At 70.5% G+C, this 24,919-nt stretch carries 23 protein-coding genes; 4 read left to right on the top strand and 19 right to left on the bottom strand.

Going from position 1 to position 24,919, the window contains the following annotated elements:
• Positions 1-23 precede the first annotated feature (23 nt).
• Both arsH and HV701_RS06760 read left to right on the top strand, forming a co-directional pair.
• Positions 24-737, top strand: coding sequence for an arsenical resistance protein ArsH (arsH, locus tag HV701_RS06765; protein ID WP_175132303.1), 714 nt, complete (start codon positions 24-26; stop codon positions 735-737).
• A gap of 140 nt (positions 738-877) precedes the next feature.
• Positions 878-1,354: a hypothetical protein gene (locus tag HV701_RS06760; protein WP_175132302.1), complete on the top strand. Its 477-nt coding sequence runs from the start codon at positions 878-880 to the stop codon at positions 1,352-1,354.
• A gap of 18 nt (positions 1,355-1,372) precedes the next feature.
• Here the strand turns inward: HV701_RS06760 and dsbG are convergent, their stop codons facing one another.
• The gene (gene dsbG, locus HV701_RS06755) at positions 1,373-2,143 is read right to left on the bottom strand and encodes a thiol:disulfide interchange protein DsbG (RefSeq protein ID WP_175132301.1); all 771 of its coding nucleotides are present in this window, start codon (positions 2,141-2,143) and stop codon (positions 1,373-1,375) included.
• Between the two features lie 308 nt (positions 2,144-2,451).
• Here dsbG and HV701_RS06750 point away from each other — a divergent pair, with 308 nt between their 5' ends.
• Positions 2,452-3,363: a DMT family transporter gene (locus HV701_RS06750; protein ID WP_236755759.1), complete on the top strand. Its 912-nt coding sequence runs from the start codon at positions 2,452-2,454 to the stop codon at positions 3,361-3,363.
• Positions 3,364-3,401: 38 nt separating this feature from the next.
• Here the strand turns inward: HV701_RS06750 and HV701_RS06745 are convergent, their stop codons facing one another.
• The 17 genes from HV701_RS06745 to HV701_RS06665 form a co-directional block, all read right to left on the bottom strand.
• Positions 3,402-6,914 (bottom strand): autotransporter family protein, encoded by a 3,513-nt coding sequence (locus HV701_RS06745; RefSeq protein ID WP_175132300.1) that lies wholly within the window; start codon positions 6,912-6,914, stop codon positions 3,402-3,404.
• A gap of 187 nt (positions 6,915-7,101) precedes the next feature.
• Positions 7,102-7,620 carry a lipocalin family protein gene (locus HV701_RS06740; RefSeq protein WP_175132299.1) on the bottom strand — a complete coding sequence of 173 codons (519 nt, stop codon included), beginning with the start codon at positions 7,618-7,620 and terminating at the stop codon, positions 7,102-7,104.
• A gap of 11 nt (positions 7,621-7,631) precedes the next feature.
• Positions 7,632-8,714 (bottom strand): SAM-dependent methyltransferase, encoded by a 1,083-nt coding sequence (locus HV701_RS06735; protein ID WP_175132298.1) that lies wholly within the window; start codon positions 8,712-8,714, stop codon positions 7,632-7,634.
• 11 nt (positions 8,715-8,725) lie between these two features.
• Positions 8,726-9,493, bottom strand: a complete 768-nt coding sequence (locus tag HV701_RS06730; protein WP_175132297.1) for a DUF1295 domain-containing protein — start codon at positions 9,491-9,493, stop codon at positions 8,726-8,728.
• A complete protein-coding gene (locus HV701_RS06725; protein WP_175132409.1) occupies positions 9,490-10,002 on the bottom strand; it encodes a DUF2878 domain-containing protein in 513 nt (170 codons plus the stop codon). The genes HV701_RS06730 and HV701_RS06725 overlap by 4 nt, the downstream gene beginning before the upstream one ends.
• Positions 10,002-11,276 (bottom strand): SAM-dependent methyltransferase, encoded by a 1,275-nt coding sequence (locus HV701_RS06720; RefSeq protein ID WP_175132296.1) that lies wholly within the window; start codon positions 11,274-11,276, stop codon positions 10,002-10,004. Before HV701_RS06720 ends, HV701_RS06725 begins: the two co-directional genes overlap by 1 nt.
• A complete protein-coding gene (locus tag HV701_RS06715; protein WP_175132295.1) occupies positions 11,273-12,049 on the bottom strand; it encodes a DUF1365 domain-containing protein in 777 nt (258 codons plus the stop codon). The genes HV701_RS06720 and HV701_RS06715 overlap by 4 nt, the downstream gene beginning before the upstream one ends.
• Complete coding sequence (locus HV701_RS06710; protein ID WP_175132294.1) at positions 12,046-13,311, bottom strand: NAD(P)/FAD-dependent oxidoreductase; 1,266 nt, start codon at positions 13,309-13,311, stop codon at positions 12,046-12,048. The genes HV701_RS06715 and HV701_RS06710 overlap by 4 nt, the downstream gene beginning before the upstream one ends.
• Positions 13,312-13,313: 2 nt before the next feature.
• Positions 13,314-14,246, bottom strand: a complete 933-nt coding sequence (locus tag HV701_RS06705; RefSeq protein WP_175132293.1) for an acyl-CoA desaturase — start codon at positions 14,244-14,246, stop codon at positions 13,314-13,316.
• A gap of 68 nt (positions 14,247-14,314) precedes the next feature.
• A complete protein-coding gene (locus HV701_RS06700; RefSeq protein ID WP_175132292.1) occupies positions 14,315-15,055 on the bottom strand; it encodes a hypothetical protein in 741 nt (246 codons plus the stop codon).
• A 2-nt stretch (positions 15,056-15,057) separates the two neighbouring features.
• A complete protein-coding gene (locus HV701_RS06695) occupies positions 15,058-15,957 on the bottom strand; it encodes an alpha/beta hydrolase (protein WP_175132291.1) in 900 nt (299 codons plus the stop codon).
• Between the two features lie 58 nt (positions 15,958-16,015).
• Positions 16,016-16,687, bottom strand: coding sequence for an anti-sigma factor (locus tag HV701_RS06690; RefSeq protein WP_175132290.1), 672 nt, complete (start codon positions 16,685-16,687; stop codon positions 16,016-16,018).
• On the bottom strand, positions 16,684-17,229 hold the full coding sequence (locus HV701_RS06685) for an RNA polymerase sigma factor (protein ID WP_175132289.1): 546 nt from the start codon (positions 17,227-17,229) through the stop codon (positions 16,684-16,686). The genes HV701_RS06690 and HV701_RS06685 overlap by 4 nt, the downstream gene beginning before the upstream one ends.
• Before the next feature lie 222 nt (positions 17,230-17,451).
• Positions 17,452-18,465: an XdhC family protein gene (locus HV701_RS06680; protein ID WP_175132288.1), complete on the bottom strand. Its 1,014-nt coding sequence runs from the start codon at positions 18,463-18,465 to the stop codon at positions 17,452-17,454.
• Entirely contained in the window at positions 18,466-19,089 is a 624-nt protein-coding gene (locus tag HV701_RS06675) for a nucleotidyltransferase family protein (protein WP_254595128.1), read from the bottom strand.
• Position 19,090: 1 nt separating this feature from the next.
• Positions 19,091-21,382, bottom strand: coding sequence for a xanthine dehydrogenase family protein molybdopterin-binding subunit (locus tag HV701_RS06670; protein WP_175132287.1), 2,292 nt, complete (start codon positions 21,380-21,382; stop codon positions 19,091-19,093).
• The gene (locus HV701_RS06665; RefSeq protein ID WP_175132286.1) at positions 21,382-21,852 is read right to left on the bottom strand and encodes a (2Fe-2S)-binding protein; all 471 of its coding nucleotides are present in this window, start codon (positions 21,850-21,852) and stop codon (positions 21,382-21,384) included. Before HV701_RS06665 ends, HV701_RS06670 begins: the two co-directional genes overlap by 1 nt.
• Positions 21,853-22,220: 368 nt before the next feature.
• On the opposite strand from HV701_RS06665, the gene HV701_RS06660 reads away from it, so the two are divergent.
• Entirely contained in the window at positions 22,221-24,293 is a 2,073-nt protein-coding gene (locus HV701_RS06660; RefSeq protein WP_476927915.1) for a DUF8189 domain-containing protein, read from the top strand.
• A gap of 67 nt (positions 24,294-24,360) precedes the next feature.
• Here the strand turns inward: HV701_RS06660 and HV701_RS06655 are convergent, their stop codons facing one another.
• Positions 24,361-24,792, bottom strand: coding sequence for a response regulator (locus HV701_RS06655; RefSeq protein WP_244957807.1), 432 nt, complete (start codon positions 24,790-24,792; stop codon positions 24,361-24,363).
• Positions 24,793-24,919 lie beyond the last annotated feature (127 nt).

Genomic DNA, 24,919 nt, shown 5'->3' with positions numbered 1-24,919 from the left:
CTCACCTTGTCCGGAGACATTCCTTGACCGACCTGCCCAACCTCGATGCCACCCTGTTCGCGCGGCCGGATGCCGCCGCGCTGTTCGCGCCCGTCCGCGCCCGCCACGCGCCGCGCTTCCTGCTGCTGTATGGCTCGCTGCGCGAGCGCTCCTACAGCCGGCTGGCCGCCGAGGAAGCCGCGCGCCTGCTGCGGGCCCTGGGCGGCGACACCCGCCTGTTCGATCCGACCGGCCTGCCGCTGGTCGACGCGCCGGGCAGCGAGCGCCATCCGAAAGTGCGCGAGCTGCATGAACTGGTGCAATGGGCGGAGGGCATGGTCTGGAGTTCACCGGAACGCCACGGCGCCATGACCGGCCTGATGAAAACGCAGATCGACTGGATCCCGCTGTCGGTGGGCGCGGTGCGCCCGACCCAGGGCAAGACGCTGGCCGTCATGCAAGTGTCCGGCGGTTCGCAGTCCTTCAACGCGGTCAATCAGATGCGCATCCTGGGACGTTGGATGCGCATGCTGACCATTCCCAACCAGTCGTCGGTGGCCAAGGCGTACCAGGAATTCGACGAGGCCGGCCGCATGAAGCCGTCGCCGTACTACGACCGCATCGTCGACGTGGTCGAGGAACTGATGAAGTTCACCCTGCTCACGCGCGACGTGTCGCCGTACCTGACGGATCGCTACAGCGAACGCAAGGAAAGCGCGCAGGCGCTGTCGGCGCGGCTGCGGCAAGCGTCGATCTGACGCGCCGGCGACGCGCGGCTGCCCGTGGCGCCTCTCCCTTACTGGCCCCGGGCATTCTGACCCCCCGCCGGCAAGACCGGCAACCGACCCGCGCCGCCCGGCGCAATAAAATCACCGGATCCGTCGTTCAAGCCGCCGCCATGACACACCCGCCCGAACCCTACCTGCCCCGCCGCATCGAACCGCTGGGCAACTGGCAATTCACCGCCCACGCCATCAAGGCCTACGCCATCCACCACGACGCGCGCCATGCGGCGCCATTGCTCGATGCGGCCGCCGTCGCGGCCGCGCGGGAGGCCGTCAGCGCCGTGCTGGATGAGCACGCGCGGGACGCGCGCGGCCATGGCCTGGGCTTCTGCATGGTGCACGTGGGCCAGGAGGCCGTATGGCTGCTGGTGGACTGGTGGATCACGGGCGGCATTGCCTGCCAGCGCATGCTGTCGGCGCCGCTGGCGCGGCCTGGCGACTACACGCCGGTGCAGGCGCCGGCGCTGGCGTGTGTCTGGGAACTGGTGGTCACCGCACACGAGCGCGATGCCTGGGTACGGCACATGCTGACCGCCGCGCCAGCGCCCCAGGCTTATCTCGGCGACGTCCTGCCGGCCGGCAGCTACTGAGGGCCGGCCGCGAACGCGTCAGCGCGGCCCGAACACCTGGTCCAGTTCGCTGGCTTGCGGCATGCCTTTGTACTTTTTCAGCGCGCCGGCATCGTCGCGCACGATGATGCCCGGCGTGCCGCGAAAGCCCAGCGACACCATCAACGCCTGGTTGGCGTCGAGCTGCCTGCCGATGTCCTCGGGCACGCGCTCGGCCGGCGTGATGCCGCCGCGGTCGAACTTGTGCTCGTTCTCCAGCAGCGCAGCGGAGGGATCGGCCGCGCCCAGGATGGCGGCGGCCTTGGCCGGGCTGTCCTGGCGGATGACGCCCACCATCACGTGGCGCAGTTGCACCTTGCCGGCATCGACCCACGGCCGCGCCGCTTCCCAGAATTTGTGGCAATAGGGGCAGTTGGCGTCGCTGAAGGTGTAGATGATGCGCGGCGCGTCCTTGCGGCCATCGCGCACCCAGGTCGATTTCTCGAGCTGGGCCCAGGCCTGGTCGCCCATCGGCTTGCTGACCAGGGTCTCGATCGTGGCATCGTCCAGCGGCTTGCCCTGGGCATCCAGGCGGGCGCCGATGATCGCATTGCCGTCGCGGGTCACGTAGATCGCCACGGGTTGGTCGCCGGCCACGCCGGCGAAGGCGCGCAGGTCGCCGTCGATTTTGAATTCCTGCACCACGCGCAGGCCGCGCGCCTCCAGCGCCTTGAGCACGGCGGGGCGATCCGGGGCGGCCTGGGTGCCGGCGGCGGCCAGCATGGCCATCAGAGCGAAGAGGAAGCGGCTGGGCGCATGCGAACGGATCATGGGTACTCCTGGTGCTTTGCTGGACAGTGCCAAAGGCGCCACTCATACCGGCAGCAGTGACATCCACGCGTACAGGCTACGGATCCGCCCGGCCGGAAGCAAGCGCCGCGCATGCAATCCCGTGTTCGTACGAGGCGGTCGCCTGGTGGTGTACCGCTTGAACCCGGGTTCGACGTGGCGCTCGATGCCGGCCGGGGCGATGGCCGGCTAAAATTCCGCCTGCGATCGGTCGGCCCACGCCGTCCCGACGCCCTCCCCTTGCCCCGTCGCGCGTCGCGCGACCCTTGCCGCCAGGCCTAGAACGACACATGAAAAACACATTGATGGCCACGCACCTGCGCCTGGTCGGCATGGCGGCGCTATGGGGCGCGTCGTGGTCCTGGGGCAAAGTCGTGGCCCAGTCGATGGCGCCGCTGGCCGCGGCCAGCCTGCGGTTCCTGTTCGCCAGCGTGGCGCTGCTGTTGTGGATGCATCGCGCCTCGGCGCTGCGCGACCTGAAGAAGCTGACCCGCAACCAGTGGCTCGGCCTGACCGCCGCCGCCCTGGCGGGCGTGTTCGGTTACTCCAGCTTTTTCATGCTGAGCCTGCAACTGGTGCCGGCCGGCCGCGCCGCCATTGTGGTGACGCTCAATCCAGGCGCCACGCTGTTGCTGGCCGCGCTGCTTTTCCGCGAGCGCCTGAACCCCGCCATCCTGACGGGCATGGTGCTGTCGGCCATCGGCGCCTACATCGCGATCAGCGGCGGCTCGGGCGCCACCCTGCCCGGCGCGCTCGGCGTCGGTGAACTGCTGCTGCTCGGCTGCGTGGCCTGCTGGGTGGCCTATACCCTGATCGGGCGGTTGGTGCTCAAGGGCGTGGACGCGCTGACCACCACCACGGTCACCACCGTGATCGGCGCATCGATGCTGTTGCTGGCGAGCCTCGCCTTCGAGGGCAGCGCAGCCTGGCGGGCGCTGGGCGACGCGCCGCTGAATGCCTGGATCAGCGTGCTGGCGCTGGCCTTCGGCGCCACCGCTATCGCCTACGCCTGGTACTTCGAAGGCGTCAAGGCGCTGGGCGCCGGCGCCGCTTCCGGCTACATCACGCTGGTGCCCGTGTTCGGCGTGCTGTTCTCCAGCCTGTGGCTCGGCGAGCCCACGCCCGGCAGCCTGTTCATCGGCGCCGCGCTCGCCATCTCGGGCATGGCGCTGATGCACTTCGGGCGGCGCCGGGCCGGCTGAAACGGGCCAGCCCGGCGTGGGCGATGGCTATCGACGGGTCAGAACCGCCACGCCACGCGCACGCTCGCGGCGTGCTCGCGGCTATCGCGCGCGAACTGGCCGTCGTAGGACAGGCCGAGGCTGCTGTTGCGCCCGAGCGCCAGGTCGGCGCCCAATCCCACCAGGGCCGCGTCGCGCGCGATGGGCGTGCCGGCCACCGTGAACGGCTGGCTGGCGTCGAACGCCAGCCGGGTCTTCGCTTCCACGTCTCCGAAGGCGTGGCGCCAGCCCAGCATCGCGGTCACCCGTCCTTGCCGGCCGCCCCATTCGAAATCCTGGCGCGTGCGCAGACCGAGCGAGGTCTGGGTCTGCTGCTGGCGCGAGGCCTGGCCCGTCAACGCCGCGGCGCCGCCGGTCTCGCGGAAGCCGCGCGTGCGCAGGTCGCTCCAGGCCAGTCCGGCATACGGTTCGAGCGTGAAGTCCGCGGTTGCCGCCCATGCATAGGAAAGCTCGGAGAACAGTTGCACGGTGCTGGCGCCGTAATCGGCCGTCAACGCATCGGCCTGGCTGGCCGCCTGGCGCCGGGTGGAAATATCGTGCCAGGTGTAGCCCGCGCCGGCCAGCAGGTTCCAGGCGCCGCTGGCGGCCGCGAACGACTTGCCGCCATAGACCAGAGCGCTGTAGCTGCCGATGTCCGACTGGCTGCTGCGGTCGTCGACCTTGGCCCGGGTATCGGTGAAGCCCAACGCGCCGCCCAGGCGCCAGCCCGCGCCAACAGGCTGATCGGCGCCGACGAAGACGCCGCCGGTATGCTGGCGCAAGCGCGCCGCGTTGCCGTCGCCATCGAAGGTCTGCCAGCCGCCCACCACCTCGGCCCAGGCGGGCAAGGCGGCTGATGCGGGCAGCGCGCCTTGCGGCAAGGCGCCGCCCGCCTGCGCCGTGGGCGCCCCCGGCAGCATGCCGGCCTGCAGATTGGCGCGCAGCCGCGTCATCGGCAGCGCGCGCAAGGTGGCCGCGCCCTGGGCCAGCGAACCGCTGACGCTGGCGTGGGCTTCACCCGACAGGCTGTTGAACACGGCTTGCGGTTGGCCCGCAGGCAAGGCCGACACGTAACGCCGCAGCGCGTGCCCTTCCGGCAGGCTGTCGAGCGCCGCGCCGACCGCGCGCTGGTTGCCCGTGGCGCCGGCGCTGGCGAACGAACGGGTCTGATCCAGTTGCAGGCTGACGGCGCCGCCGTCGTAACTCAAGGCCGGGTCGAGAAAGGCGTAATTGGAAGCCACGCTGTCGAAGCGGCCCGAGATCGCGTTGGCGGTCAGTATCGTGTAGCGCTGGTTGGGGGTGAAGTTGCCTTGCGGGCCCACGTGCAACACCGAGCCGCCCAGATAGGCAGTGCCGCGCACGTCGACGCGATCGCTCTGGGTGCCTGCCGGCTCGGCTTCGACGCGATAGACCGAGCCGGACGCCAGCCTCAGGTCGCCGTTGACGGTAAGCGTGCCGATCGAATTGCCGGGCGCCAACACCCCGCCGGACGCCACCGTGGTCGGGCCCACGGCGCCGCTACCGCCGAGGACGCCGCCGGTCTGCACCTGAACCGGCCCGGCCAGGCTGCCGTTCACCGCCAGGGACCCGCCGCGCACGGTGGTCTGGCCGGTGTTGGTGCTGGCGCCGTTCAACACCAGGTCGCCAGCGTACAGATCGACGGCGCCCTGGCCGGCGATGTTGCCGCCGTAGACCAGCGGCGCGCCGGCGAAGTTGAACACCAACCGGCCATCGCCATCGCCCAGATGCACGCGCGGGGTGTCGAGCACGCCAGCGGCCGCTGGCGCCGCGCCGGTCGCGGCGCCAACGTTGAGCACGCCGCGCGAGCCGGCGTTGTTGGCGATGTAGATCACGGGCGCGCGCGCCGTGCCGCCATTGGCCAGGGTCATCTCGCCCTGGCCCAGACGGCCGACGTTCATGTCGTTGGACGTCTGCCAGAGCGAACCGGCGCCCGTGACGAGCATCGTGCCGTTGGCGCCGTTCAGATCGCCCAGGATGCCATAGCGGCTTTCGACGCGGGCGCCGCCGGCCACCACGGCCTCGCCCCGGGCCCCGGCGTTGTGGCCGACGAAGAAGTCGCCGCTGTTCACCCAGGCCGCGCCGCCGCTGAGCGTGGCGCTGCTGGTGGAGCCGTTTTCGGTGCCGACGTAGCCGTCGGTGCTGTCCAGGCGGGCGCCGCCACTCATCTCCAGGGTGCCGTTGCCGACATTGCCCACGTACACCACGCCGGCGCTGTTCAGGCGCGTGCCCGCCCCGTCCAGAGTGGCGGTGCCGGACGAACCGGCCTCATGGCCGATCAGCATGCCTTGCGCCGTCAGCGCCGCGCCGCGGGTCATGACCAGCGAGCCGGTGCCGGCATAGCCGACGCTGATCCGGTCGCTGGAGGTCAACGACGAGCCCGTGTCGGTCAAGGTCAGCGTGCCGCTGGCGTTGACCGCATCGCCCAATCGGACCTGGGCCGTGGTGGCCTTGGCGCCGTCGCTGATGTCCAGGCGGCCCACGGCCGCCACGGCGCCGGTATCGGTGCGGTCGCCGCCGATGGTAAGGGTATTGACCCCCATCGTCGTGCCGGCCCCCCTGAGCACGATGCCGCCGTTGGCCGAACCGCCCCGGCCGAGCACGGTATCGCCCGCGACCATCGCGCCCTGGTTTTCAATCGTGATCAGGCCCGTGCCCCGCGCGCCCACGAAAAGGGCGCCCGAGGCGCTGAACAGGGAACCGGAGCCCGTGACCGTGATGTCGCCCCGGCTGCCGGCGTACAGGCCCATGGTCACCTGGCCCTGCGCCGACAGTTGCGCGCCGGAAGCCACATTGATGGTGCCCGCGCCCTGGCTGCCGACCGTCAACGGATTGAGGACGATCCATTTCGCCTCGTTCGCCAACGTGGCCGAGCCGCTGGACCCCGCGGAGGTCGCAAGCACCGCCGAACTGGTCTGCAGCAGCGTGTCCTTGTCCGCGGCATCGAGCACCCCGGTGCCCGATGCGCCGATTTCCAGCGCGGTGATGATCGCGGAGGCCCGGTCACGCATGTGCAGGGTGCCGTGCGCCCCCTGCTCGCTTCCCAGGTAGACCCGAAAGCCGTTGAACGAGGCGCCGTCGGACAGCGACACCTGCGCCCGGCCGAAGTTGCCGATGACGGACAACGAGGTATCCGTCCACGACTGGCCCCCGGCCAGGTTCATGGAAACCTGGGAGGCCGCGCTGTTGGACAGGATGCTCAGATTGGTCTGCAGGCTCGCGGCGGGATCGAAATCGAGCGTGGCGCTGCCCGAGGTGCCCAGATAGAACAGCCCGACCTGCTGCGCGCCATCCAGGCGCACGGTTTGCAGGGAGGCCGAATTGCCGATGTAGACATCGTCGCCCGGCCCGGGCGGGGACGACAGATCCCAATTGCCGCCGGTGCTCCATCGGGTATCGGCGCCGCCGCCCGCGATCCAGAGATGCGGTATCCCCTGCGCCTGCGCGCCAGCGGTGGCGCCCGCGAGCAGCGCGGCGATAAGCGACAGCGAACAGGGCCACACGCCGGAACGCACGGCGGGGGCAAGCGAGGCGTTTCTTTTCACAATGGACCTTGGAAACCGAGATAATTAACCCGGTAAGTAACATTCCCTTAAAAAGGGTTCCAGATCCATTGACGACACCAGGGGCCCGCGCTTAACCCCGCATCGTTTTATCTTCCATTTCAATGCTTTGAATGAAAACCGCGGCGCCGGCCCGCTTTCACCGGGGGCAGCGCTGCGGCACTTTGCGCGGGGTTTCCGTATAGCCCAGAGCCGTCACCCGGCGCAGCAGATCGGCATAGACCGCCTGGTCCAGGCACGGCACCCGCGCCATGATCCAGACGTAATCGCGCTTGGAACGGCCGATGATGGTGGTCTGGTAGCCCTCATCCAGGTAGGCGATGACGTATTCGGCCTTGATGGGCCAAATGAACTGCATGCCCCAGACCGCGTTGCCGGTGCCGGGCCGCACGGTGGCCACCGGGTGCATGGTGTCGACCGGCGCGTCGAAGCTGCCATCGCGGTAACGGAAGTCGGTCTGCACCCGGCCGTCCGGCAGCCGGCGGTAGCTTTCCACCGCATCGTAGGCGTTGCGCTCGGGCCAGCTCGGGATGTGCGCGATCACATACCAGTCGCCCATGAAGCGATCCAGGTCCACCTGGGCCACCGGCGGCATCGGTGGCGGCGACGCGCAGCCGGCCAGCAGGGCGGCCAGGCCGATACACAGGGTGCGCAGCATGATCGTTCTCCTCAGGGCCGCGTGTAGCGGTAGTGCGCCACGCCCCATTGCTGGCCGCCGTCGTAGCCGAAGAGTTCGGCGCACGCCATCCAGAACATGCGCCAGCGCTGGTGCCACAGCCCGGCCAGGGGCGCGCCATAGGCCTGTGCCAGCACCGCGCGTGCCTGCTCGCGGCGGGCGTCCTGGTTGGCCAGCCAATGATTGGCGGTGCGCGCATAGTGGGTGCCGTCGAGGAACCAGCGCTCCTCCAGCCGCAGGTCATCCTGGAAATGCAGCAGGGTATGGGCCGACGGCATGATGCCGCCGGTGAAGAAATGCCGCCCCATCCAGTTGTCGGCGCCGTCGGTCTCGAAGGGGTAGGCGCGCTCGCGGTGGGCGAAGATGTGCACGAACAGCTTGCCGCCGGGCCGCAGCCAATGGGCGATGCGAGCCAGCAGGTCGTGGTAGTTGCGCATGTGTTCGAACATCTCCACCGAAACGCAGCGGTCGTAGGCGGCGGCGGGCAGCGCCAGGACGTTGACGTCGCAGGTCACGACGCGCACGTGCGACCAGCCGCGCTCGCGGCAGCGCGCCTCGATATGCTGGCGCTGGGTGGCGGAGTTCGACACCGCCGTGATGCGGGCGTTGGGGAACTGCTCGGCCATCCACAGGGTCAGCGAGCCCCAGCCGCAGCCCAGCTCCAGGATGTCCTGGCCGTCGGCCAGCCCGGCGCGCTCGCCGTACAGCCGCAGCATGGCGGTTTCGGCCTGGTCCAGGGTTTCGGCGCCGGTCGGGTAATAACAGCTCGAATACTTCATGCGCGCGCCCAGGCAAAGCTGGAAGAACGCGGTCGGCAACTCGTAGTGCTGAGCGTTGGCGGCGTCGGTATGGAGGGCGACGGCGCTGGCGCGCAGCGTGGCGATGAGTTGGCGGTCGCGCTCGGTCCAGGCCTCGATGCCGCCGGCATATTCCTGCGCCAGGCGCTGGCCGCACAGGCGCCGCATGCCCAACCGCAGCAGCGCGTCGGGCAGCAGGCCGCGTTCGGCCAGGCCGAGCAGGCCGGGCGCGGGGCGGTCGGTGGCCAGGGAAGTGTCGTGCAAGGTAGCGGTCGTCATGGCGTGCCTCGTCAGGATTTGGGAAACCAGGGAAAGAAGGCCGACGTGCGGCGTTGGTAATCGCGGTAGTCGTCGCCGCGCGTGCGCAGCGCCTGTTGCTCGGTGAACGGAATGCCGCTGATCCAGCGCAGGAACACGTACATCAGCGCCGGCCCCAGCCAGGCCAGCCATTGCAGCGGCGAGCCCCAGGCCAGCGCCACATAGCCGAACCAGTGGCACCATTCGAAGAAGTAATTGGGATGCCGTGAATAGCGCCACAGGCCTTCGCGGCAGGTGCGGCCACGGTGGGCGGGGTCGTCGCGGAAACGATCGAGCTGGCGGTCGGCGATCACCTCGCCCGCCAGCGCCGCCAGCCAGATCAGCAGGCCCAGCGCCACCGGCCAGCCTTGCGCCGGACTGGCGCCGACCGCCAGGAACGGCAGGCAGAACAACATCACCAGCGCGGCCTGGAACATGAACAGGCCGAAGAACTTGCCCTGGTGGCCCTGCCAGTGCTCGCGCAACGCGCGATAGCGGCCGTCCTCGCCTTCGCGCACGCGGCGCCACAGGTGCCAGGCCAGCCGCAATGACCAGACGCCCGCCATCAGCGCCAGCGCCAACCGGGCCGCGACGCTGCCCGTGCCGGTGGCGGCGATCAGCCCGCCGGCCGCGCCCATGCCCAGCGACCACACCACATCGACGATGCCGGCGTTGGCGCGGCGGCGCTGCCAGCGCCAGGCCAGCGCCATCGCCACCACCATGGCGGCCGCGATGCAGAACCATTGTTGCCAGGCCGTCATGGCGCCTCCCGGACCCAGCGCCGCGCGCCGGCGGTCAGCGCCGGCAATGCCAGCGCCCATCCCGCCGCCAGCGCGACGGTGGCGCGCCAGGCCGGCGGTTCGAATTGCACCGGCTGCCAGCCACGGGCCGCGCCCCAATACGCCAGCGGCCCGCCGACCGCGCCGAACACGCAGGCCAGCCAGGGCCTGGGACGCAGGTAGGCGAGCGAATGGTTCAGCGTCAGCGCGAACGCCGCCCACAACGCCAGGATCCAGAGCGGCGCGGGCCAGGCGTCGGCGGCATAGCGCGCCCAGCCCAGCGCCGACAGCGTGCCATCCAGCGCCGCGCCGCACAGCACGGCAGCCCCGGCCAGCCGCAGGTCGGCGCGCGCCGTGGCCGACGCCGCCAGTTGCGCCGCGATGAACACCAGGGCGGCGGCCACGCCCGGCCAGGCCAGCCCGCGGCCGGCGCCGATCACGGCGCTGAACCACACGAGCTGGTAGCCGATCAGGTTGGCCCAGAAACGCATCACGCCGCCTCCCGCGCCCAGCGGCCGCCCGTGGCGCGCGCCTGCGGATGCGTCAGCAACAGGTGCGCAACGCCGATGGAGCGCTCGCGAAAGCCCCCTTCGCAGTACGCCAGGTAGAACTCCCACAAGCGGCAGAAGCGCGCGTCGAAGCCCTGCGCCCGCACCTCGGGCAGGCGCGCCAGGAAGCGCTCGCGCCAGGCCTGCAGCGTGCGCGCGTACGACAGGCCGAAGTCCTCCAGGTGCACCAAGGCCAGGTCGCAGGCGCGCGTCTTGGCGCGCAGCATCGCCTCGATGGACGGGATGAAGCTGCCCGGAAAAATATGGCGCTTGATGAAATCGACCGAAGTCAGCGCCTGCTGGTAGCGGTGGTCTTCGATGGTGATGGCCTGAATCAGCGCCCGGCCGCGCGGGTCGAGCAGGCTGGCGACCTTGGCGAAATAGGTTTCCAGGAAGTTCGCGCCAACGGCCTCGATCATCTCCACCGACACCAGCTTGTCATACTGGCCCTGCAGATCACGATAGTCGCGCAGCACGACATCCACACGGTCCTGCAATCCGGCGGCGCGCACGCGCTCGACCGCCAGGTCGTGCTGTTCGCGCGACAGCGTGGCGGTGGTGACATGGCAGCCGTAATGACGCGCCGCGTGGATCGCGAAGCCGCCCCAGCCGCTGCCGATTTCCACCACGCGGTCCGTGGGCCGCAGCTCCAGCTTGCGGCAGATCGTCTCCAGCTTGCGGTGGGAGGCCGCTTCCAGCGTGTCATCGGCGCCCGTCCACAGCGCCGACGAATACATCAGGTCATCCGATAGGAACAGCCCGAAGAAAGTGTTGCCCAGGTCGTAGTGCGCGGCGATGTTGCGCCGGCTGCCGGCGCGCGTATTGGCATTGCCGGCATGCCAGCGCCGCAGCGCCCAGCCGGCCAGCCGCGCCAGCCCGGACTCCATGGCGTCCAGCGTGTCGCGGTTGCGCACCAGCAGGCGCACCAGCCCGACCAGGTCGTCGCAACGCCACAGGCCGTCGCCATAGGCCTCGCCCGCGCCGACACTGCCTTGCGCGGCCACCAGCCGATAGAAGCCCAGGTCGCTGACGGTCAGGCGCACGCACGGCTCGCCGCGGCCCAGCGTAACGCTGCCCAGGCTGTCCTCGATCAGCAACTGGCCATGGTCCAGCGCCGCCAGGCTGGCGAACAGGCGCCGCCGCAACAGGCGGTCGAGCGGGCCGGCGCGGCGGCTGGCCGCGATCGAAGCGTGTTCCGAGGGCGTCATGGGTTTCATTGCGGTTCTCCGTTGGGGGTGCGGGGATGGTCGTAGACGGGATTGCGCTTGAGCCACAGGCGCAGCGCCTGCCAATGGATGGCGCCGATGACTTGCAGCGTCATCAGCGGGTAGCGCCACAACAGGCGCGCCAGCGCCGCGCCGTCGAGCGCGCGGCGCCGCAGATCCAGGCGCGCGTCGAATTGCGGCACGTCCTGGCGGCTGACGCGCATGTGCACGCGCAGCTCGTCGGCCGGCGCAGTGAAGCGCCAGTCGTAGGCGCAGTCCATGGGCATGAAGGGAGAGACGTGGAAGCGTTTGTCGAAGCGCCAGGCCAGCGCGTCGCCTTCGCGCTCGGCGGCCGCGGCCGGCAGCACCACGCAATGGCGCTGCTTCCACGGCGTATTGGTGATCTCGGCCACGATCGCGGCCAGCGTGCGGCCGTCGGCTTCGTAGCAGTAGTAAAAGCTCACTGGATTGAAGACGTAGCCGGCGTAGCGCGGATGCGCCAGCAGGCGGATGGGCCCGTCCGGCATGTCGCCCAGATGCGCCCGCAGGCGTTGCCGCACCGCCTGCGCCAGCGGCAGCCCGCCGCCCGCGTCAAGGTAATCGGCGCGCCGCCATTGGGCCAGGTTGGGCCGTTCCACCGACCACAGCCAGCGGCCCTGGAACACCTGGTCGATCTCGTCCAGATCCAGGTAGAGCTGGCCCATGCGGTAGCCGAAGCCATGCGCATGCGGATGGTGGCGCCGGTGCGTCACCCGGCCCTCATAGACGGCGCTATGCAGGTTCATGCCGCCTCCCGCGCCCAGACCCGCGGCCGCCCCAGGATGGCGCGCACCACGTCCAGCGCGCTGGCCACGCCATCCTCGTGAAAGCCCCAACCCCAGTAGGCGCCGGCATACCAACTGCGATGCCGGCCCGAAATCTCGGCCCGGCGCGCCTGCGCGGCCACCGATTCGTGGGTGTACACGGGGTGGTGATAGCGCATGCGCGCCAGCACTTGCGCCGGGTCGATGGCCTCGCTGCGGTTGAGCGTCACGATGAACGGCCGCGGCGAGGCGATGCCCTGCAGCAGGTTCATGCAATAGCTGACCGAACAGGGCGCCCCCGGATCGGCCGGCACGTAGGCGTTCCAGGCGGCCCAGGCCTTGCGCTGGCGCGGCAGCAGGCGGGCGTCGGTGTGCAGCACCACGTCGTTGTCCTGGTAGGTGATGGCGCCCAGCACCGCGCGTTCCTGCGGCGTCGGGTCGGCCAGCAGCGCCAGCGCCTGGTCGCTGTGGCAGGCGAAGATCACTTCGTCATGGTGCTCCTGGCCATCGCGCGTGATCACCTGCACGCCGGCCGGCTGGCGCCGGACGGCCCGCACGGCGCAGTTCAACCGTTCGCGCACCGTCCAGCGCTGGCGCATGGCGTCGATATAGCGGCGCGATCCGCCCTGCACCACGCGCCACTGCGGCCGGCCGCTGACCTGCAGCATCTGGTGATTGGCCATGAACTGCACGAGATACCGCGCCGGGAATTCCAGGATGCGCGCAGCCGGCGACGACCACAGCGCCGAGGCCATCGGGATCAGGTGGTCGGTGCGGAACGCCTCGCCGTAGCGGTGTTGCGCCAGGTACTCGCCGAGCGTGGGGCCCGGCTCCGGCGCGCGCAACAGCGCGGGCGACTGCCGGTAAAAACGCATCAGGTCGCGCACCATGCCCAGAAAGCGCGGCGACAGCAGGTTGCGCCGCTGGCAGAACAGCGTGTCCAGCGACGTGGCGTTGTACGCCAGCCCGTCGGCCTGTTTGTGCACCGAGAAGCTCATGGTGGTGGGCTGCGACGCCACGCCCAGCTCTTCCAGCAATGCCGTGAACTGCGGGTAATTGTGCGGATTGTGGACGATGAAACCGCTGTCCACCTCGTAACGCCGGCCGTCCTGCTCGACCGTGTGCGTGTGCGTATGCCCGCCCAGGTAGTCGTTGGCCTCGTACAGCGTGACGTCGTGATCGCGGCCCAGCTTCCAGGCGCAGACCAGTCCCGCGATGCCCGAACCGATGATGGCGATGCGCATGTTCACTCCTTGGCGGCGGCCAGCGCCCAGGCCGGCACGCCCTTGAGGTCCCAGATGAGGCCGGTGGCGGCCAGCAGGCGCAGGCCGTACCAGGTGATGTCGATCTCATGGGCACGGAATCCCTGCCGCGCCGACCCCGGGTAGAAGTGGTGGTTGTTGTGCCAGCCCTCGCCGAAGGTCAGCAGCGCGAGCCAGGCGTTGTTGCGGCTGTCGTCGGCGGTGTCGTAGCGCCGCTTGCCATAGCTGTGCGCCAGCGAATTGATGGTGACGGTGGCGTGGAACAGCGCCACGGTCGAAATGAAAAAGCCCCATACCAGCATCTGCGGCCCGTCTGTGCCCAGGCCGGGCGCCACGCGTGCCAGCAGCGCGCCCAGGCCGTAGCAGCCCAGGGCCAGCGCCAGCGGCACCGCCGCGTCGAAGCGGTCGAGCCAGCGCAGTTCGGCGTAGCCGCGCAGGTCCGGCACCCGCGCCAGATCGGTGGCGAAGGCGCGGCGCGTCAGAAACCAGCCCATGTGGCTCCACCAGAAACCATGGCGGCGCGGCGAATGCAGGTCATGCTCATCGTCGGCATGGCGATGGTGGTGGCGATGGTGGGCCGCCCACCACAGCGGTCCGCGCTGCGCGCACGAGGCGCCCAGCACGGCGAACACCAGCTGCATGCCGCGCGAGGTGCGGAAAGTGCGGTGCGAGAAGTAGCGGTGGTAGAACCCGGTCAGGGCGAACATGCGCACGGCGTACAACGCCACCGCCAGCGCCAGCGCCGCGGGCGATACGCCGGTCCACAGCGCCCCCAGGCAGCCGGCGTGCAACAACGCGAAGGGCAAGGCGCGGGTCCAGTCGATACGGTCGGGATCGCCGCCCGGCGCGTCCTGCGCCTGGGTATCGACCCAGCGTCGTATCGAAGCGGTCCAGCCGGAGAGAACGGAGCGCATCATGGTGTCCTGTGTGAAACGTGTCGGGATATACGGGCGCGGAGACGCGGTGGATGCATAGGTGAAAACCCTTATCCGCAGCGCGACACCAGCGGCGTGGCCGCCGCCGCGTCCAGGTCCTGCGCCGCGGGCGGCGGCCGGACGGCGTCGGCCGGGAACTCGATGCGCACGGTCTGCGTGCCGCCGTTGCCGTCGCGCAGGTTGCTCGGCCCTTCGAAGCGCCGCAGGCGCCGGCTGGCGCTGTCGTAGGTCACGCGCAAGGCCGGCGCGGCGAAGCCATACCAGGCATCGAGCCGCAGGCGGAAGCTGCGCTCGCCCTGGCCGGCGGCGCGTGCCTGTACCGTCAGCGGCATCCATTCCAGCCGGCTGGGCACCAGGAAATGCGGCGGCGCGGCCGGCGGCTGCCAGTTGGCCCGCAGCCAGGCATCGAAGCCGGCATCCACCACGGCGTCGGCCACGGCGGGCAGCGGCCGGCTGCGCATCGGCGCGCCGGCGCGCGCCTGCACGTAGACAGTGCGCCGGCCCAAGCGGGTATCGACGCCTTCGCGATAGCCGTCGCGCTGGTCATACAGGGCGAAATCCGGCGCGGGATCATCGACCGCGCCGCGCACCCATTTGCGCGCGAATGCCTCGCCGCCGGGACAGCGGTACAACACCAGCCGCACTTGCCGGCCGCCCTCGCGCACCACCCAGTGCTCTTCGCGATAGCGTTCCGCGCCATCGCGGCTGTCATAGGCGTAGCCCACGTAGTGTTCGTTGGCGGCCGATGCGGCCAGGGGAGTCAGCAACAGGACCGCGAGCAGGCGTCGCATCGTCATTCTCCTTGGGTCGACGGACAGGGATGGGTCACGAACGCGTCCAGGTCGTCCAGCACGGACGCGCGCCAGCGCAGCGGGCGCGACAGCGCGCCCACCAGCAGCTTGTGGCCCAGGTCGGGATACGTCACCAGCCGCGCGCAGGCGCCGGCCGTTCGCAGGGCGGCCGCCAGGCTGGCGCTGTTGCGGCGCGGGTCGACCGTGGTGTCGGCCGTGCCGGTCAGCAGCAGGCCGGGCGGCGCATGGGGGGTGACATGGTGGATGGGTTGCGAGTCGGCCGGCGTGTCGGGGTAGCCGAACACCGGCCGCACGTCGCGCGCGACGATGGGCAGGAAGTCATAGGGTCCGGCCAGGCCGATCCAGCCCGCCAGCGTCGTGGGGCTGGAGCCGGCGCCGCCGAGCCAGCGCCCGTCCAGCGCCAGCATGGCGGCGATATAGCCGCCGGCGCTGTGGCCGGCGACGAAGACGCGCCCGGGGTCGCCGCCATAGGCGTCGATATGGCGTTGGGTCCAGGCCACCGCCTGAGCCGCGTCGCGCAGGAAGTCCGGGTAGCCGGCCTCGGGATAGACGCGATAGTCGGCAATGACCGCGACCATGCCACGCGCCGCCAGCGCATCGCCGACGAAACGGTAATCGGCCCGATCCCCGCTGCGCCAGCTGCCCCCGTAGAAGAACACCACCACCGGCGCCCCGGCCGCGCCGGGCGGCCGGTAGATGTCCAGCCGCTGGCGCGCGAGCGGGCCATAGGCCAGCCCCGCCGAAACGCGGTTGGCGCCGTCGGGCACCGCGCCGTTCAGCAGCGTCAGGGGGGAACAGGCGGCCAGCAGGCCCAGGGCCAGCGCGGCCAGGACCACGATCGCAAGCGGGCCGCGCGGGCCTGCGGTTATCCAGGAAAACATGAGGGGCTCCGCAATGGGACACCCCTCTATACGCGGCCCGGCCCGCTTTGGATGCGGTTCAGATCTTGAGCACGTCGCCGCTCATGATGACCGGCCCTGTCGGCTTGCCCGAAGGCGAGCCGCCCGGCGGTTCGAGCGTGATGGCCAGCTTCTGGATGCCTTCCAGGCCCTGGCGGCGTTGCAGCGCCGTCAGGCCCTCGGGCGCCACCAAGCCGACCGATTGCGGCGCCTGCCCGGGCGGAATCACCCACAGCTCCAGCGCCTTGCCGCCGGCGCGCGATGCCAAGTCCTGCAGGGCATGGACGTGCAGGCCGCCGCGCTCGTCGGCGCGCACCACCAGCATGGCCTGGGCCTCCGGACTTTGCAGCACCGCCATCAGTTGCGTGCGCGCGGCGCGGTCGACCTGCATCGGGTAGACCACCACCCCGGCCACCAGCACCGCCGCCAGCGCGCCGCTGAGCACGCGCCAGAACGCCAGGCCCTGCCAGCCCCGGGCGCGCCCCGGCTTGAGACGCGATTCGATGGCGCGCCAGACGCGGCGCGGCGGCACCCGGGCCGGCAGCGACCACAGCAGCGGGTAGATGTCGTCTTCCCAATCGCGCACCTGGCGGCGCAGATTGGCATCGGCGGCCATCAGGCCCTCGAAGCGGCGGCGGGCGCCGCCGCGCATCGCGCCGGCCACGTAGTCGGCCGCCAGCCGCGCGCGCAGTTGGGGGTTGCTGTAGTTCATGACAGGCACCTCTTGAGCCGGTCCATGCCGCGCCGCACCCAGCTCTTGATCGTGCCCAGCGGCGCCTGCAGGCGGCGGGCGATCTCGCTGTGGCTGAGGTCGTCGAAGAAGGACAACGCGATGGCGGTGCGCTGCGGCCCCTCGAGCTGCTTCAGGCAGTCGGCCAGGCGCTGGCCGTCCTGGTCGCGCTGCAGCCGTTCGAACGGGCCGGGTGCGTCATCGGCCCAGGCCAGCGTCAGCTCACCGTCGGCGTCGGGGCGCTCCAGGTCCGGCCTGCGCAACAGGTCGATGCAGCGGTTGCGCACGATGCGCGTCATCCAGGTCATCACTTGGCTCTGCTCCGAAGAATAGCGGGCGGCATTGCGCCAGATATTGATGAAGCTGTCCTGGAGGACTTCCTCCGCCCAGTCGCTTCGACGCAATATACGTACGGCGAGCGCAAACAGATGCGGGGAAGTCTGTCGATAGAGTTCGGCCAGCGCGGATTCCTGGCCGCGGGCACAATCCTGTATCAAAGCCTGCAGACGAAGCGGGTCGGGCATGAGGGCTATCCGGGGTCACTGGCAATCAGGCCGCGCGACGGAAAACGGCGCTCGGGGGGGACGGATCTCTTCGAACGCATGATACAGGCAAGTCCGGCCCGGCGGAGCGGGGCGGACGCGGTGGCCGGCGCCTCAGGGGGCCTTCGCGGCTCCCTTCCGACGCCGCGACGACCGCCACCGCCCCCCCGGACTTGCCGCGCGCGGGCTAGCGCGGCCCGCCACCTAGGCGGGCGCCTGGAACCGCGTCTTGGCCGCCGCCACCGACAGGGCCGGCGGCAGCGGCACGCCATTTTTCACGGCCAGGATCTCGGCCATCACGCTCACGGCGATCTCCGCGGGCGTGCGGCTGCCGATGTAGAGGCCGACCGGCGCCCGCAGGCGCTGCAGCGATTCCTCGGTTTCGTCGAAGTGTTCGATCAAGCGCTGGCGGCGCAGCTCGGTGTTGCGCCGCGAGCCGATCGCGCCCACGTAGAAAGCCGGACTGTGCAGCGCTTCGAGCAACGCCAGGTCGTCCAGTTTCGGATCATGGCTCAGCGCCACGATACAGGTGCGCGTGTCCGGACGCATCGCCCGCACGGCATCGTCGGGCATCTCGGTGGTGAGCTGCACGCCGGCCACCGACCAGGCGCCCAGATGCTCGACGCGCGGATCGCAGAGCGTGACCGCGAAATCGTTGAACAGCGCCATGGTCGAGACATACTCGGCCAGCGCGCCCGCGCCGATCAGCAGCATGCGGTACTGCGGCCCCAGCGTGTGCGACAGCACCGCGCCGTCAAAGCACAGCGCCGCCGGCGCGTCGGCGCGCGCCAGCGTCACCGCGCCCGTGACGCAGTCCACGGTGCGTTGCGTCAGTTGGCCCGCTTCCAGCTGACGCACCAGCGCATCGAGCAGCGAGACATCGGGATCGAACTCCAGCAGCAGCTCCAGCGTGCCGCCGCAGGGCAGGCCGAAGCGCCGCGCCTCGTCCGCCTGCACCCCATAACGCAGCCGCTCGGGGCGGGCCCGCGGCATACCGGGGCCGCCGTGGGCGCGGGTATAGCGCGACACCAGGTCGTCTTCGATGCAACCGCCCGAGACCGAGCCGACGCAGCGGCCGTCCTCACGCAACACCATCATCGAGCCGGCCGGGCGCGGCGACGATCCCCAGGTCCGGGCCACCGTCGCCAACAGGACCCGGTCGCCCGCCATGGCCCAGTCACGGGCGGCGCGCAGCACGCGCACATCGACACTTTCCATTCAGCACGCTCCCAGGGTGGGCATGGTGGCGGCAAGCCGCGCTTCGGCCCGGGCCAGATCCGCCACGGTGTCGATGTCGGCGACGATGCCCGGGTCCGCCAATGCCAGCGTGCACAGCGTGCCGGCCTGCCGGTGCGCCGCCACGATCGACGCGGCGCCCTGGTCGCCCTGCAATCGCGCCAGCGCCGCGAAGCAGCACCGCCCGAAGCCGACCGGATGCCCCTGCCGGCCATTCCAGAATGGCAGCGCCACCGGGCTGGACGCGAGCGCGGCGGCGACCCGCCGCAGGCTGTCGGCGCCGACCAGCGGCAGGTCGCCCGGCAGGATGAGCCAGCCGGCGGCCCGGGCGGTGGCGCGCACGCCCCGGGCGATCGAATCGCCCATGCCGGCCGCCCCGCCGGCGCCATCGTCCGCCTCGGCCCGCACCACATGGCAAGGCAGGCCCGATTCCGCCACGGCGCGCAACACCCGTTGCAGCACGGTCATGCCGGCCAGCGGCGCCTGCAGCTTGTGGGTGGCGCCGCCGGAACGCGTGAAGCGCTCGCCCCGGCCGGCGGCCAGCACGATGACCGTGGGCAGCCCGGCGCGCGGCACGGCCATGTCCGAAGCGTCGTACCGGTCCATGCTAGGCCACCGTCCGTACCGGCAGGTCGCGCACCCGCTTGCCGGTGGCCGCGAATATCGCATTGCACAGCGCCGGCGCCACCGGCGGCACGGGCGGCTCGCCCACGCCGCCTGGCGGCAAGGCATGGTCATCGTTGACCAGGTGAGTGCGGATCACGCGCGGCGACGCCCCGTGGCGCAGCACTTCATAATCGTAGAAGTTGTTCTGCTTGACGCGCCCCCGCTCGAACGTGATCTCGCCCAGCAAGGCCAGGCTCAGGCCCATGATGGCGCCGCCCTCCATCTGCGCGCGGATGCGCTCGGGATTGATCTGCGGCCCACAGTCGAGCGCCATGTCCACGGCCAGCACCTGGACCTCGCCCTTGGCGTCCACCGCCACTTCCACCACCGTGGCGGTGTAGCTCATGAAGCTGTAGCAGAAGGCCAGGCCGAGACCATGACCCCGCGGCAGTTCCCGCCCCCAGCCGGCGCCGCGCGCGGCCGCCTCGATCACGCCGCGCAGGCGGCCCGTGTCGTAGGGGTAGCGTTCAGGCGATTCGCTGTAGTTCCAGGTATCGGCCAGGGTGCCTGGATCGATGCGGCGGGCCGGCCCGATCAAGTCCAGCGCGTATTGCTTGTGATCCTTGCCGGCGCGATGCGCCAACTCGGCGATGAAGCACTGCGCCGCGAACGCGTGCGGAATGTTGGACACCGAACGGAACCAGCCAATGCGCGCATGCGCGGCGACCGGCGCGGTCTCGACGCGCACGTTGGGGATGACATAGGGCATGTTGATGGCGGACATGGCCGATTCGAACAACTGCTCGCCCTGGGCGCCCTCGGTGAACAGCGAACCGATGGTGGGCGCGGCGCTGCGATGCAGCCACGACCGCACCTTGCCGTCCTGGTCCACCACAGCCTCAAGGCGCTCTGCCGATACCGTGTGCAGATAGTCGTGATGGATATCGTCCTCGCGCGTCCATACCAGCTTGACCGGCGTGCCTTGCGGCATCGCACGGGCCACGATGGCGGCTTCGTCCACGTAGTCGGGCTTGGACTTGCGTCCGAACCCGCCTCCCAGCAACAGCACGTTCACCTTGACTTTCGCCGGGTCCAGCTTGAGCCGCCGGGCCACGGCCTCCTGCGCCGCCGCGGGGTTCTGGACCGAGGTCCAGACCTCGGCCTGATCCCCCTGGATCCGCACCGTGGCCACCGGCGGTTCCATGGACGCATGCGCCAGATGCGGCACATGGTAATCGGCCGCGAAACGTTCGGCCTCCCCGGCCTGGGCCCAGGCCCCCGGCGCGTCGCCCTGGTCGCGCATGACTTTGCCCGGCGCGCGGCTGGCGGCCGCCAGGGTCTGCCGGTAGGCCGCCGAATCGTAGTCGCCATTGGGGCCATCGTCCCACTCGATCTCCAGCGCCGCCCGGCCCTGGATCGCCGACCAGGTATTGCGCGCCACCACCGCCACGCCGCCCAGGGGCTGGAAGGCGGGCGCGCCCTGCATCGGCGGAATGTCCACCACTTTCAGCACGCCGGGCACGGCCAGCGCCTTGGCGCTGTCGACGCGGCGCGGCTTGCCCCCGACCACCGGCGGCCGCGCCACCACCGCGTACACCATGCCGGGCAGGTGGCAATCCATGCCATAGGCGGCCTGGCCCTTGCCGATGGCCTCCAGGTCGACCAGGCGCACTTCGCTCTTGCCGATGTAGCGGAAATCGGCGGGCACCTTGAGCCGCAGCGCGTCACCGGCCGGCACCGGCAACCGGGCGGCATCGGCCGCCAGCTCGCCATAGCCCAGCCTGCGGCCGCTGGCGTCATGGACGACCTCGTGGCGGGTCGCGCGCACCTGGTCCCGCGGCACCGACCAGCGCGCGGCGGCGGCGGCCTCCAGCATCTGGCGGGCGGCGGCGCCCACCCGGCGCATCGGCAACAGGAAGTGCCGCACGCTGCGCGAGCCGTCCACGTTCTGGTTGCCGTAGCGCGCCTCGTCGGCCCCGGCCTGGACCACGCGGACCCGCGCCCAGTCGGCTTCCATTTCATCGGCCACCACCATCGGCAGGCTGGTGCGCACGCCCGTGCCCATCTCGGCCCGGTGCGCCACGATGGTGACCGTGCCATCCGGCGCGATCGAGACGAACACCAGCGGATCATCCACCGTGCCGCCCGGCATCGAATCGGCGCCGTACTTGCGAGGCTCCGCCCCGGCCGCCCGCACCGCGCTGACCAGGCCGCTGCCTGTCACCGCCAGCGTCAGCGCACCCAGCCCGCCCTTGAGAAAATCGCGTCGCGCGCGTTGTGCCGTGTCCATCATCACTTGCCTCCCTGGGCCAGGCGGGCCGCCGCCTGCTGGATCGCGGCGCGGATGCGCGGATAGGTGCCGCAGCGGCAGATGTTGCCGCTCATGGCCTCGTCGATCTGCTGCTCGGTGGGCGCGGGCGTGGCCTTGAGCAGGCCGACCGCCGTCATGATCTGCCCCGCCTGGCAATAACCGCATTGCGCCACATTGTTCTCGATCCAGGCGCGCTGCACGGTCCGGCCGACCGGATCGGCATCCATGCCCTCGATGGTCGCAATCGCCCGGCCGGCCACCGCCGACACGGGCGTGACACAGGCGCGGATCGGCTGCCCATCCAGGTGCGTGGTACAGGCGCCGCACAGGGCCATGCCGCAGCCGAACTTGGTGCCGGTCATGCCAAGCTCGTCGCGCAGCACCCACAACAAAGGCATATCGTCCGGAACGGTCACGTCCCTGGCCTGGCCGTTGACTTGCAGTTGTGTCATGGCGAAATCCTCATGGAGGTGGAAGGAGGTGGCGAACTGGCGCGGCAACGGCGGCGGGCATCCGCCGGCCGTCGTCCCGAAACGGGGCCGGCAGCCGGCCAGACTGGCATTTTCCGGAATCGGAGCGCCTGCCGGTAGTGCAATCCGCTGGATTTCCTGCCTGATTCTATGCGCACGCACCCACTTTGTGTGCAGGCGGCCAACGCCGCGGCGGCGGCTGGCCGTTGCGCGCGGCGGTTGCATTGCCAGGCAATCCGCTTGTTGGCTTTTCGCCAAAGGGCGCCATCCCGCCTGCCTGCGCCCAGGCGCGGCTTGCTAAGATGCGCGCAATCGCGCAGTTTCATGACCATGCCTCAGGAGCGGGCCCCTTGACGCGGATTCTCACGACCTTGCTCGCCCGTTTCGGGCAAGCGCTGATGCTCGCCGGCCTGGCCGGCTCCGCCTTCGCCGCGCCCCCCACCCTGGCGCAATGCAATGGCATCAAAGACCTCGCCTTCGTCGCCCACCTGGACGACGACCTGCTGTTCATGAACCCGGACATCGCCTCCAACATCGCGGCCGGCGGCTGCGTGCGGGTGGTCTACCTGACCGCCAGCGATGCGGGCGAAGGCGCCCCCTACATGCTGGGTCGGGAACGCGGCGTGCGCGCGGCCTATGCCTATATGGCAGGCCAGCCCGATCTCTGGAAGGAAGGCGTCGGCCACGCGGGCCAGCGCCGGATCGCGCGTTTCAGCCTGTCGGGCAACCCGCGCGTGCAACTGTGGCATCTGCGCCTGAAGGACCCGTGGCTGGGCAACGGCTGGGGCAGCCTCACGCCGCTGAGCCGCGCCGAATCCGAACCCGGACAGAACGTGGACACGCTCGGCCCATACCCCGAGGTGTACTCGCGCGAACAGTTGATCGACACCCTGGCCGAATTGATCCGGCAATACCAGCCGACCACCGTGCGTCACCTGGACGACACGATCAGCGTGCCGTATACGCAACTGTGCTGGCGCTGCGCCGGACACGGCCATCCCGACCACATCGCCAGCGCGCGGCTGGTGCGCGCCGCCATGCTGCGCGCGCCCGGCAACTATGCCGAGACCGGCTATATCGACTATCCCAGCCAGGAGCGCGCCAGCAATCTCGCCGACAGCGAGATCGCCAGCAAATCCATCATCTTCCAGCACTACGCCTGGAACGACTACCACTATTGCGCCGGCCCCAGCGGCTGCAAGGAACCCGCCGGTCCCGCGGCCGCCTGGGTACAGCGCGCCTACTACGTCTCGCGCCGGGACATGCCGCCGCAGATCTATCCCGACAAGCGCGACGGGCTGGTGGTGTTCGCGGCGGGCGAGACCAACGCCGCCGCCAACCGCTGGGACGCGGGCCAGCGCCGCTGGCAAAGCCTGGGCGGCCGCACCGGCGGCCCCTTGGTCACGTTCGGCCACGCCGACGGCACCGCCGGCCTGATGGCGCGCGATCCGCTGGGCGGGGTATGGGCCAACAAGCAACGCCACGACGGCACCTGGCAGGGGTGGCAGGCGCTGGCCGGCATCCGCGTCATCCAGATTCCCGCGGTGGCGCCGCGCGGCGAGGCCGCCGCCGTCGCGCTGGGCTATGACGGCCGGCTGCACTGGATCTCACCGTCCGGCATCGATGGCAGCTGGGGGCCCTGGCAAAGCCTGCCGCCGCTGGACGGCGCCTCCGGCGCGCCCGCGGTGGTGCGCGGCGACGATGGCCGCTACATCGTCTTCGCGTCGGCGGGCGGGCAGTTGTTCTCCTCCCGCCAATTGCCGGCCGCCAAGGGCCAGCGGCCGGACTGGCAGGCCTGGCGCCGCGTGCCGGCGCCTGCGGCGGCCGGCGGGCTGGCCGCGATCCGCAACCACGAGCACCGGGTCGAACTGTATTTCCGCCAACGCGGCAACAACCACCTGACCCGCCTGGAGGAAACCGGCGACACCACCGACCTGGAAATGGACTGGAGCGTGCCGGCCGACCTGGGCGTGCCCTACATAGGCCGTCCGGCAATCGATGCCGACGCGCAGGGCAACGTGGTAGTGGCGGTCCTGGAGCGCGCGGATGGCCCGCTCTGGCTGGTCGAGCGCGGCAAGCCCGCCAGGCTGCCGGCCGAGGCGGCGTCACCGCCGGCGATCCATTTGATTGACGGCACGTTGTATGTGGTGGCGCGCATGGCCGGCTCGCCACAGCGCTACCAGGTGCTATCGCGCCGTGATGGCCAATGGGCGGCGAACCTGACGCTGGACGGCGTGCCGGCCAGCGGCGGCGGCCCCTTTTCGAACTTGGCCGCGCGTCCGGTGGACCTGCCCAAGCTGGGCGCCAGCGACAGCCGGAATGCCGTCGTGGTGCGTCCTTCCCAGGCCGAACCAGGCACCCTGACGCAGGAACGCCTGTCCACGCAGGCCTCCCGCGCCGCGACGCCTGCCCAGCAACAATGAGCCGCCAGCGATCCGCGCCTTGCCCGCTGGCCGCATGGCGCGCGCCGCCGCGCCGTCCCCGATCCGGCTAGCAACCCGCCGTCAATGCCGGGGCCGTCGCGGCCAGGCCCGCGTCCAAACGCCCGGCCCCCTGCCGCGGCGCGGCCGGCAGCAAGCGCCGGATGGCCAGCAGCACCGCTTCCGGCTCGGCGGGCTTGCGCAACAGGGTCGCGCGCCCGGCGCAGGCCGGGCCGATCTCGGATTCGGGCCGGCCGCTGAGCACCAGGACCGGGGTATCGTTCAGATAGGCGTTTTCACGCATGGCGGTCAGCAAGGCGCCGCCGTCCATGCCGGGCATGGAAAAGTCGGTGATGACCAGGTCGGGCCGCAGTTCCAGCATCTGCCGCAAGGCCGTCAGGCCATCGGTATGCGTGATGACGTCGTAGCCTTCGCTACTCAGGAATTCGCTCATCAGGGCGACCAACGCCGGCTGATCGTCGACCAAAAGGATTTTCGTCATGGTTGTCATGTCCCGCGCGCGCCACAGGCGGCGCGCAAGCGGATTGGCACAGCGGGGAAGGCCGAATCCTAGGGGATGCGCGCCCTTCGAGGGGGAAGCAATTGTATCCGGACGAAACCACTCCCCC

Origin of the sequence: Achromobacter pulmonis, assembly GCF_902859765.1 — a bacterium.
GTDB lineage: Bacteria > Pseudomonadota > Gammaproteobacteria > Burkholderiales > Burkholderiaceae_B > Achromobacter > Achromobacter pulmonis.
This window is presented reverse-complemented; position numbering and strand designations above follow the sequence as displayed.

Bases quoted from the DNA above. Each gene is read 5' to 3' on its own strand.
- HV701_RS06760 (WP_175132302.1), top strand. From the start codon at position 878: ATGACACACCCGCCCGAACCCTACCTGCCCCGCCGCATCGAACCGCTG.
- dsbG (WP_175132301.1), bottom strand. From the start codon at position 2,143: ATGATCCGTTCGCATGCGCCCAGCCGCTTCCTCTTCGCTCTGATGGCC.
- HV701_RS06750 (WP_236755759.1), top strand. From the start codon at position 2,452: ATGAAAAACACATTGATGGCCACGCACCTGCGCCTGGTCGGCATGGCG.
- HV701_RS06740 (WP_175132299.1), bottom strand. From the start codon at position 7,620: ATGCTGCGCACCCTGTGTATCGGCCTGGCCGCCCTGCTGGCCGGCTGC.
- HV701_RS06735 (WP_175132298.1), bottom strand. From the start codon at position 8,714: ATGACGACCGCTACCTTGCACGACACTTCCCTGGCCACCGACCGCCCC.
- HV701_RS06730 (WP_175132297.1), bottom strand. From the start codon at position 9,493: ATGACGGCCTGGCAACAATGGTTCTGCATCGCGGCCGCCATGGTGGTG.
- HV701_RS06725 (WP_175132409.1), bottom strand. From the start codon at position 10,002: ATGCGTTTCTGGGCCAACCTGATCGGCTACCAGCTCGTGTGGTTCAGC.
- HV701_RS06720 (WP_175132296.1), bottom strand. From the start codon at position 11,276: ATGAAACCCATGACGCCCTCGGAACACGCTTCGATCGCGGCCAGCCGC.
- HV701_RS06715 (WP_175132295.1), bottom strand. From the start codon at position 12,049: ATGAACCTGCATAGCGCCGTCTATGAGGGCCGGGTGACGCACCGGCGC.
- HV701_RS06710 (WP_175132294.1), bottom strand. From the start codon at position 13,311: ATGCGCATCGCCATCATCGGTTCGGGCATCGCGGGACTGGTCTGCGCC.
- HV701_RS06705 (WP_175132293.1), bottom strand. From the start codon at position 14,246: ATGATGCGCTCCGTTCTCTCCGGCTGGACCGCTTCGATACGACGCTGG.
- HV701_RS06700 (WP_175132292.1), bottom strand. From the start codon at position 15,055: ATGCGACGCCTGCTCGCGGTCCTGTTGCTGACTCCCCTGGCCGCATCG.
- HV701_RS06695 (WP_175132291.1), bottom strand. From the start codon at position 15,957: ATGTTTTCCTGGATAACCGCAGGCCCGCGCGGCCCGCTTGCGATCGTG.
- HV701_RS06690 (WP_175132290.1), bottom strand. From the start codon at position 16,687: ATGAACTACAGCAACCCCCAACTGCGCGCGCGGCTGGCGGCCGACTAC.
- HV701_RS06685 (WP_175132289.1), bottom strand. From the start codon at position 17,229: ATGCCCGACCCGCTTCGTCTGCAGGCTTTGATACAGGATTGTGCCCGC.
- HV701_RS06680 (WP_175132288.1), bottom strand. From the start codon at position 18,465: ATGGAAAGTGTCGATGTGCGCGTGCTGCGCGCCGCCCGTGACTGGGCC.
- HV701_RS06675 (WP_254595128.1), bottom strand. From the start codon at position 19,089: ATGGACCGGTACGACGCTTCGGACATGGCCGTGCCGCGCGCCGGGCTG.
- HV701_RS06670 (WP_175132287.1), bottom strand. From the start codon at position 21,382: ATGATGGACACGGCACAACGCGCGCGACGCGATTTTCTCAAGGGCGGG.
- HV701_RS06665 (WP_175132286.1), bottom strand. From the start codon at position 21,852: ATGACACAACTGCAAGTCAACGGCCAGGCCAGGGACGTGACCGTTCCG.
- HV701_RS06655 (WP_244957807.1), bottom strand. From the start codon at position 24,792: ATGACGAAAATCCTTTTGGTCGACGATCAGCCGGCGTTGGTCGCCCTG.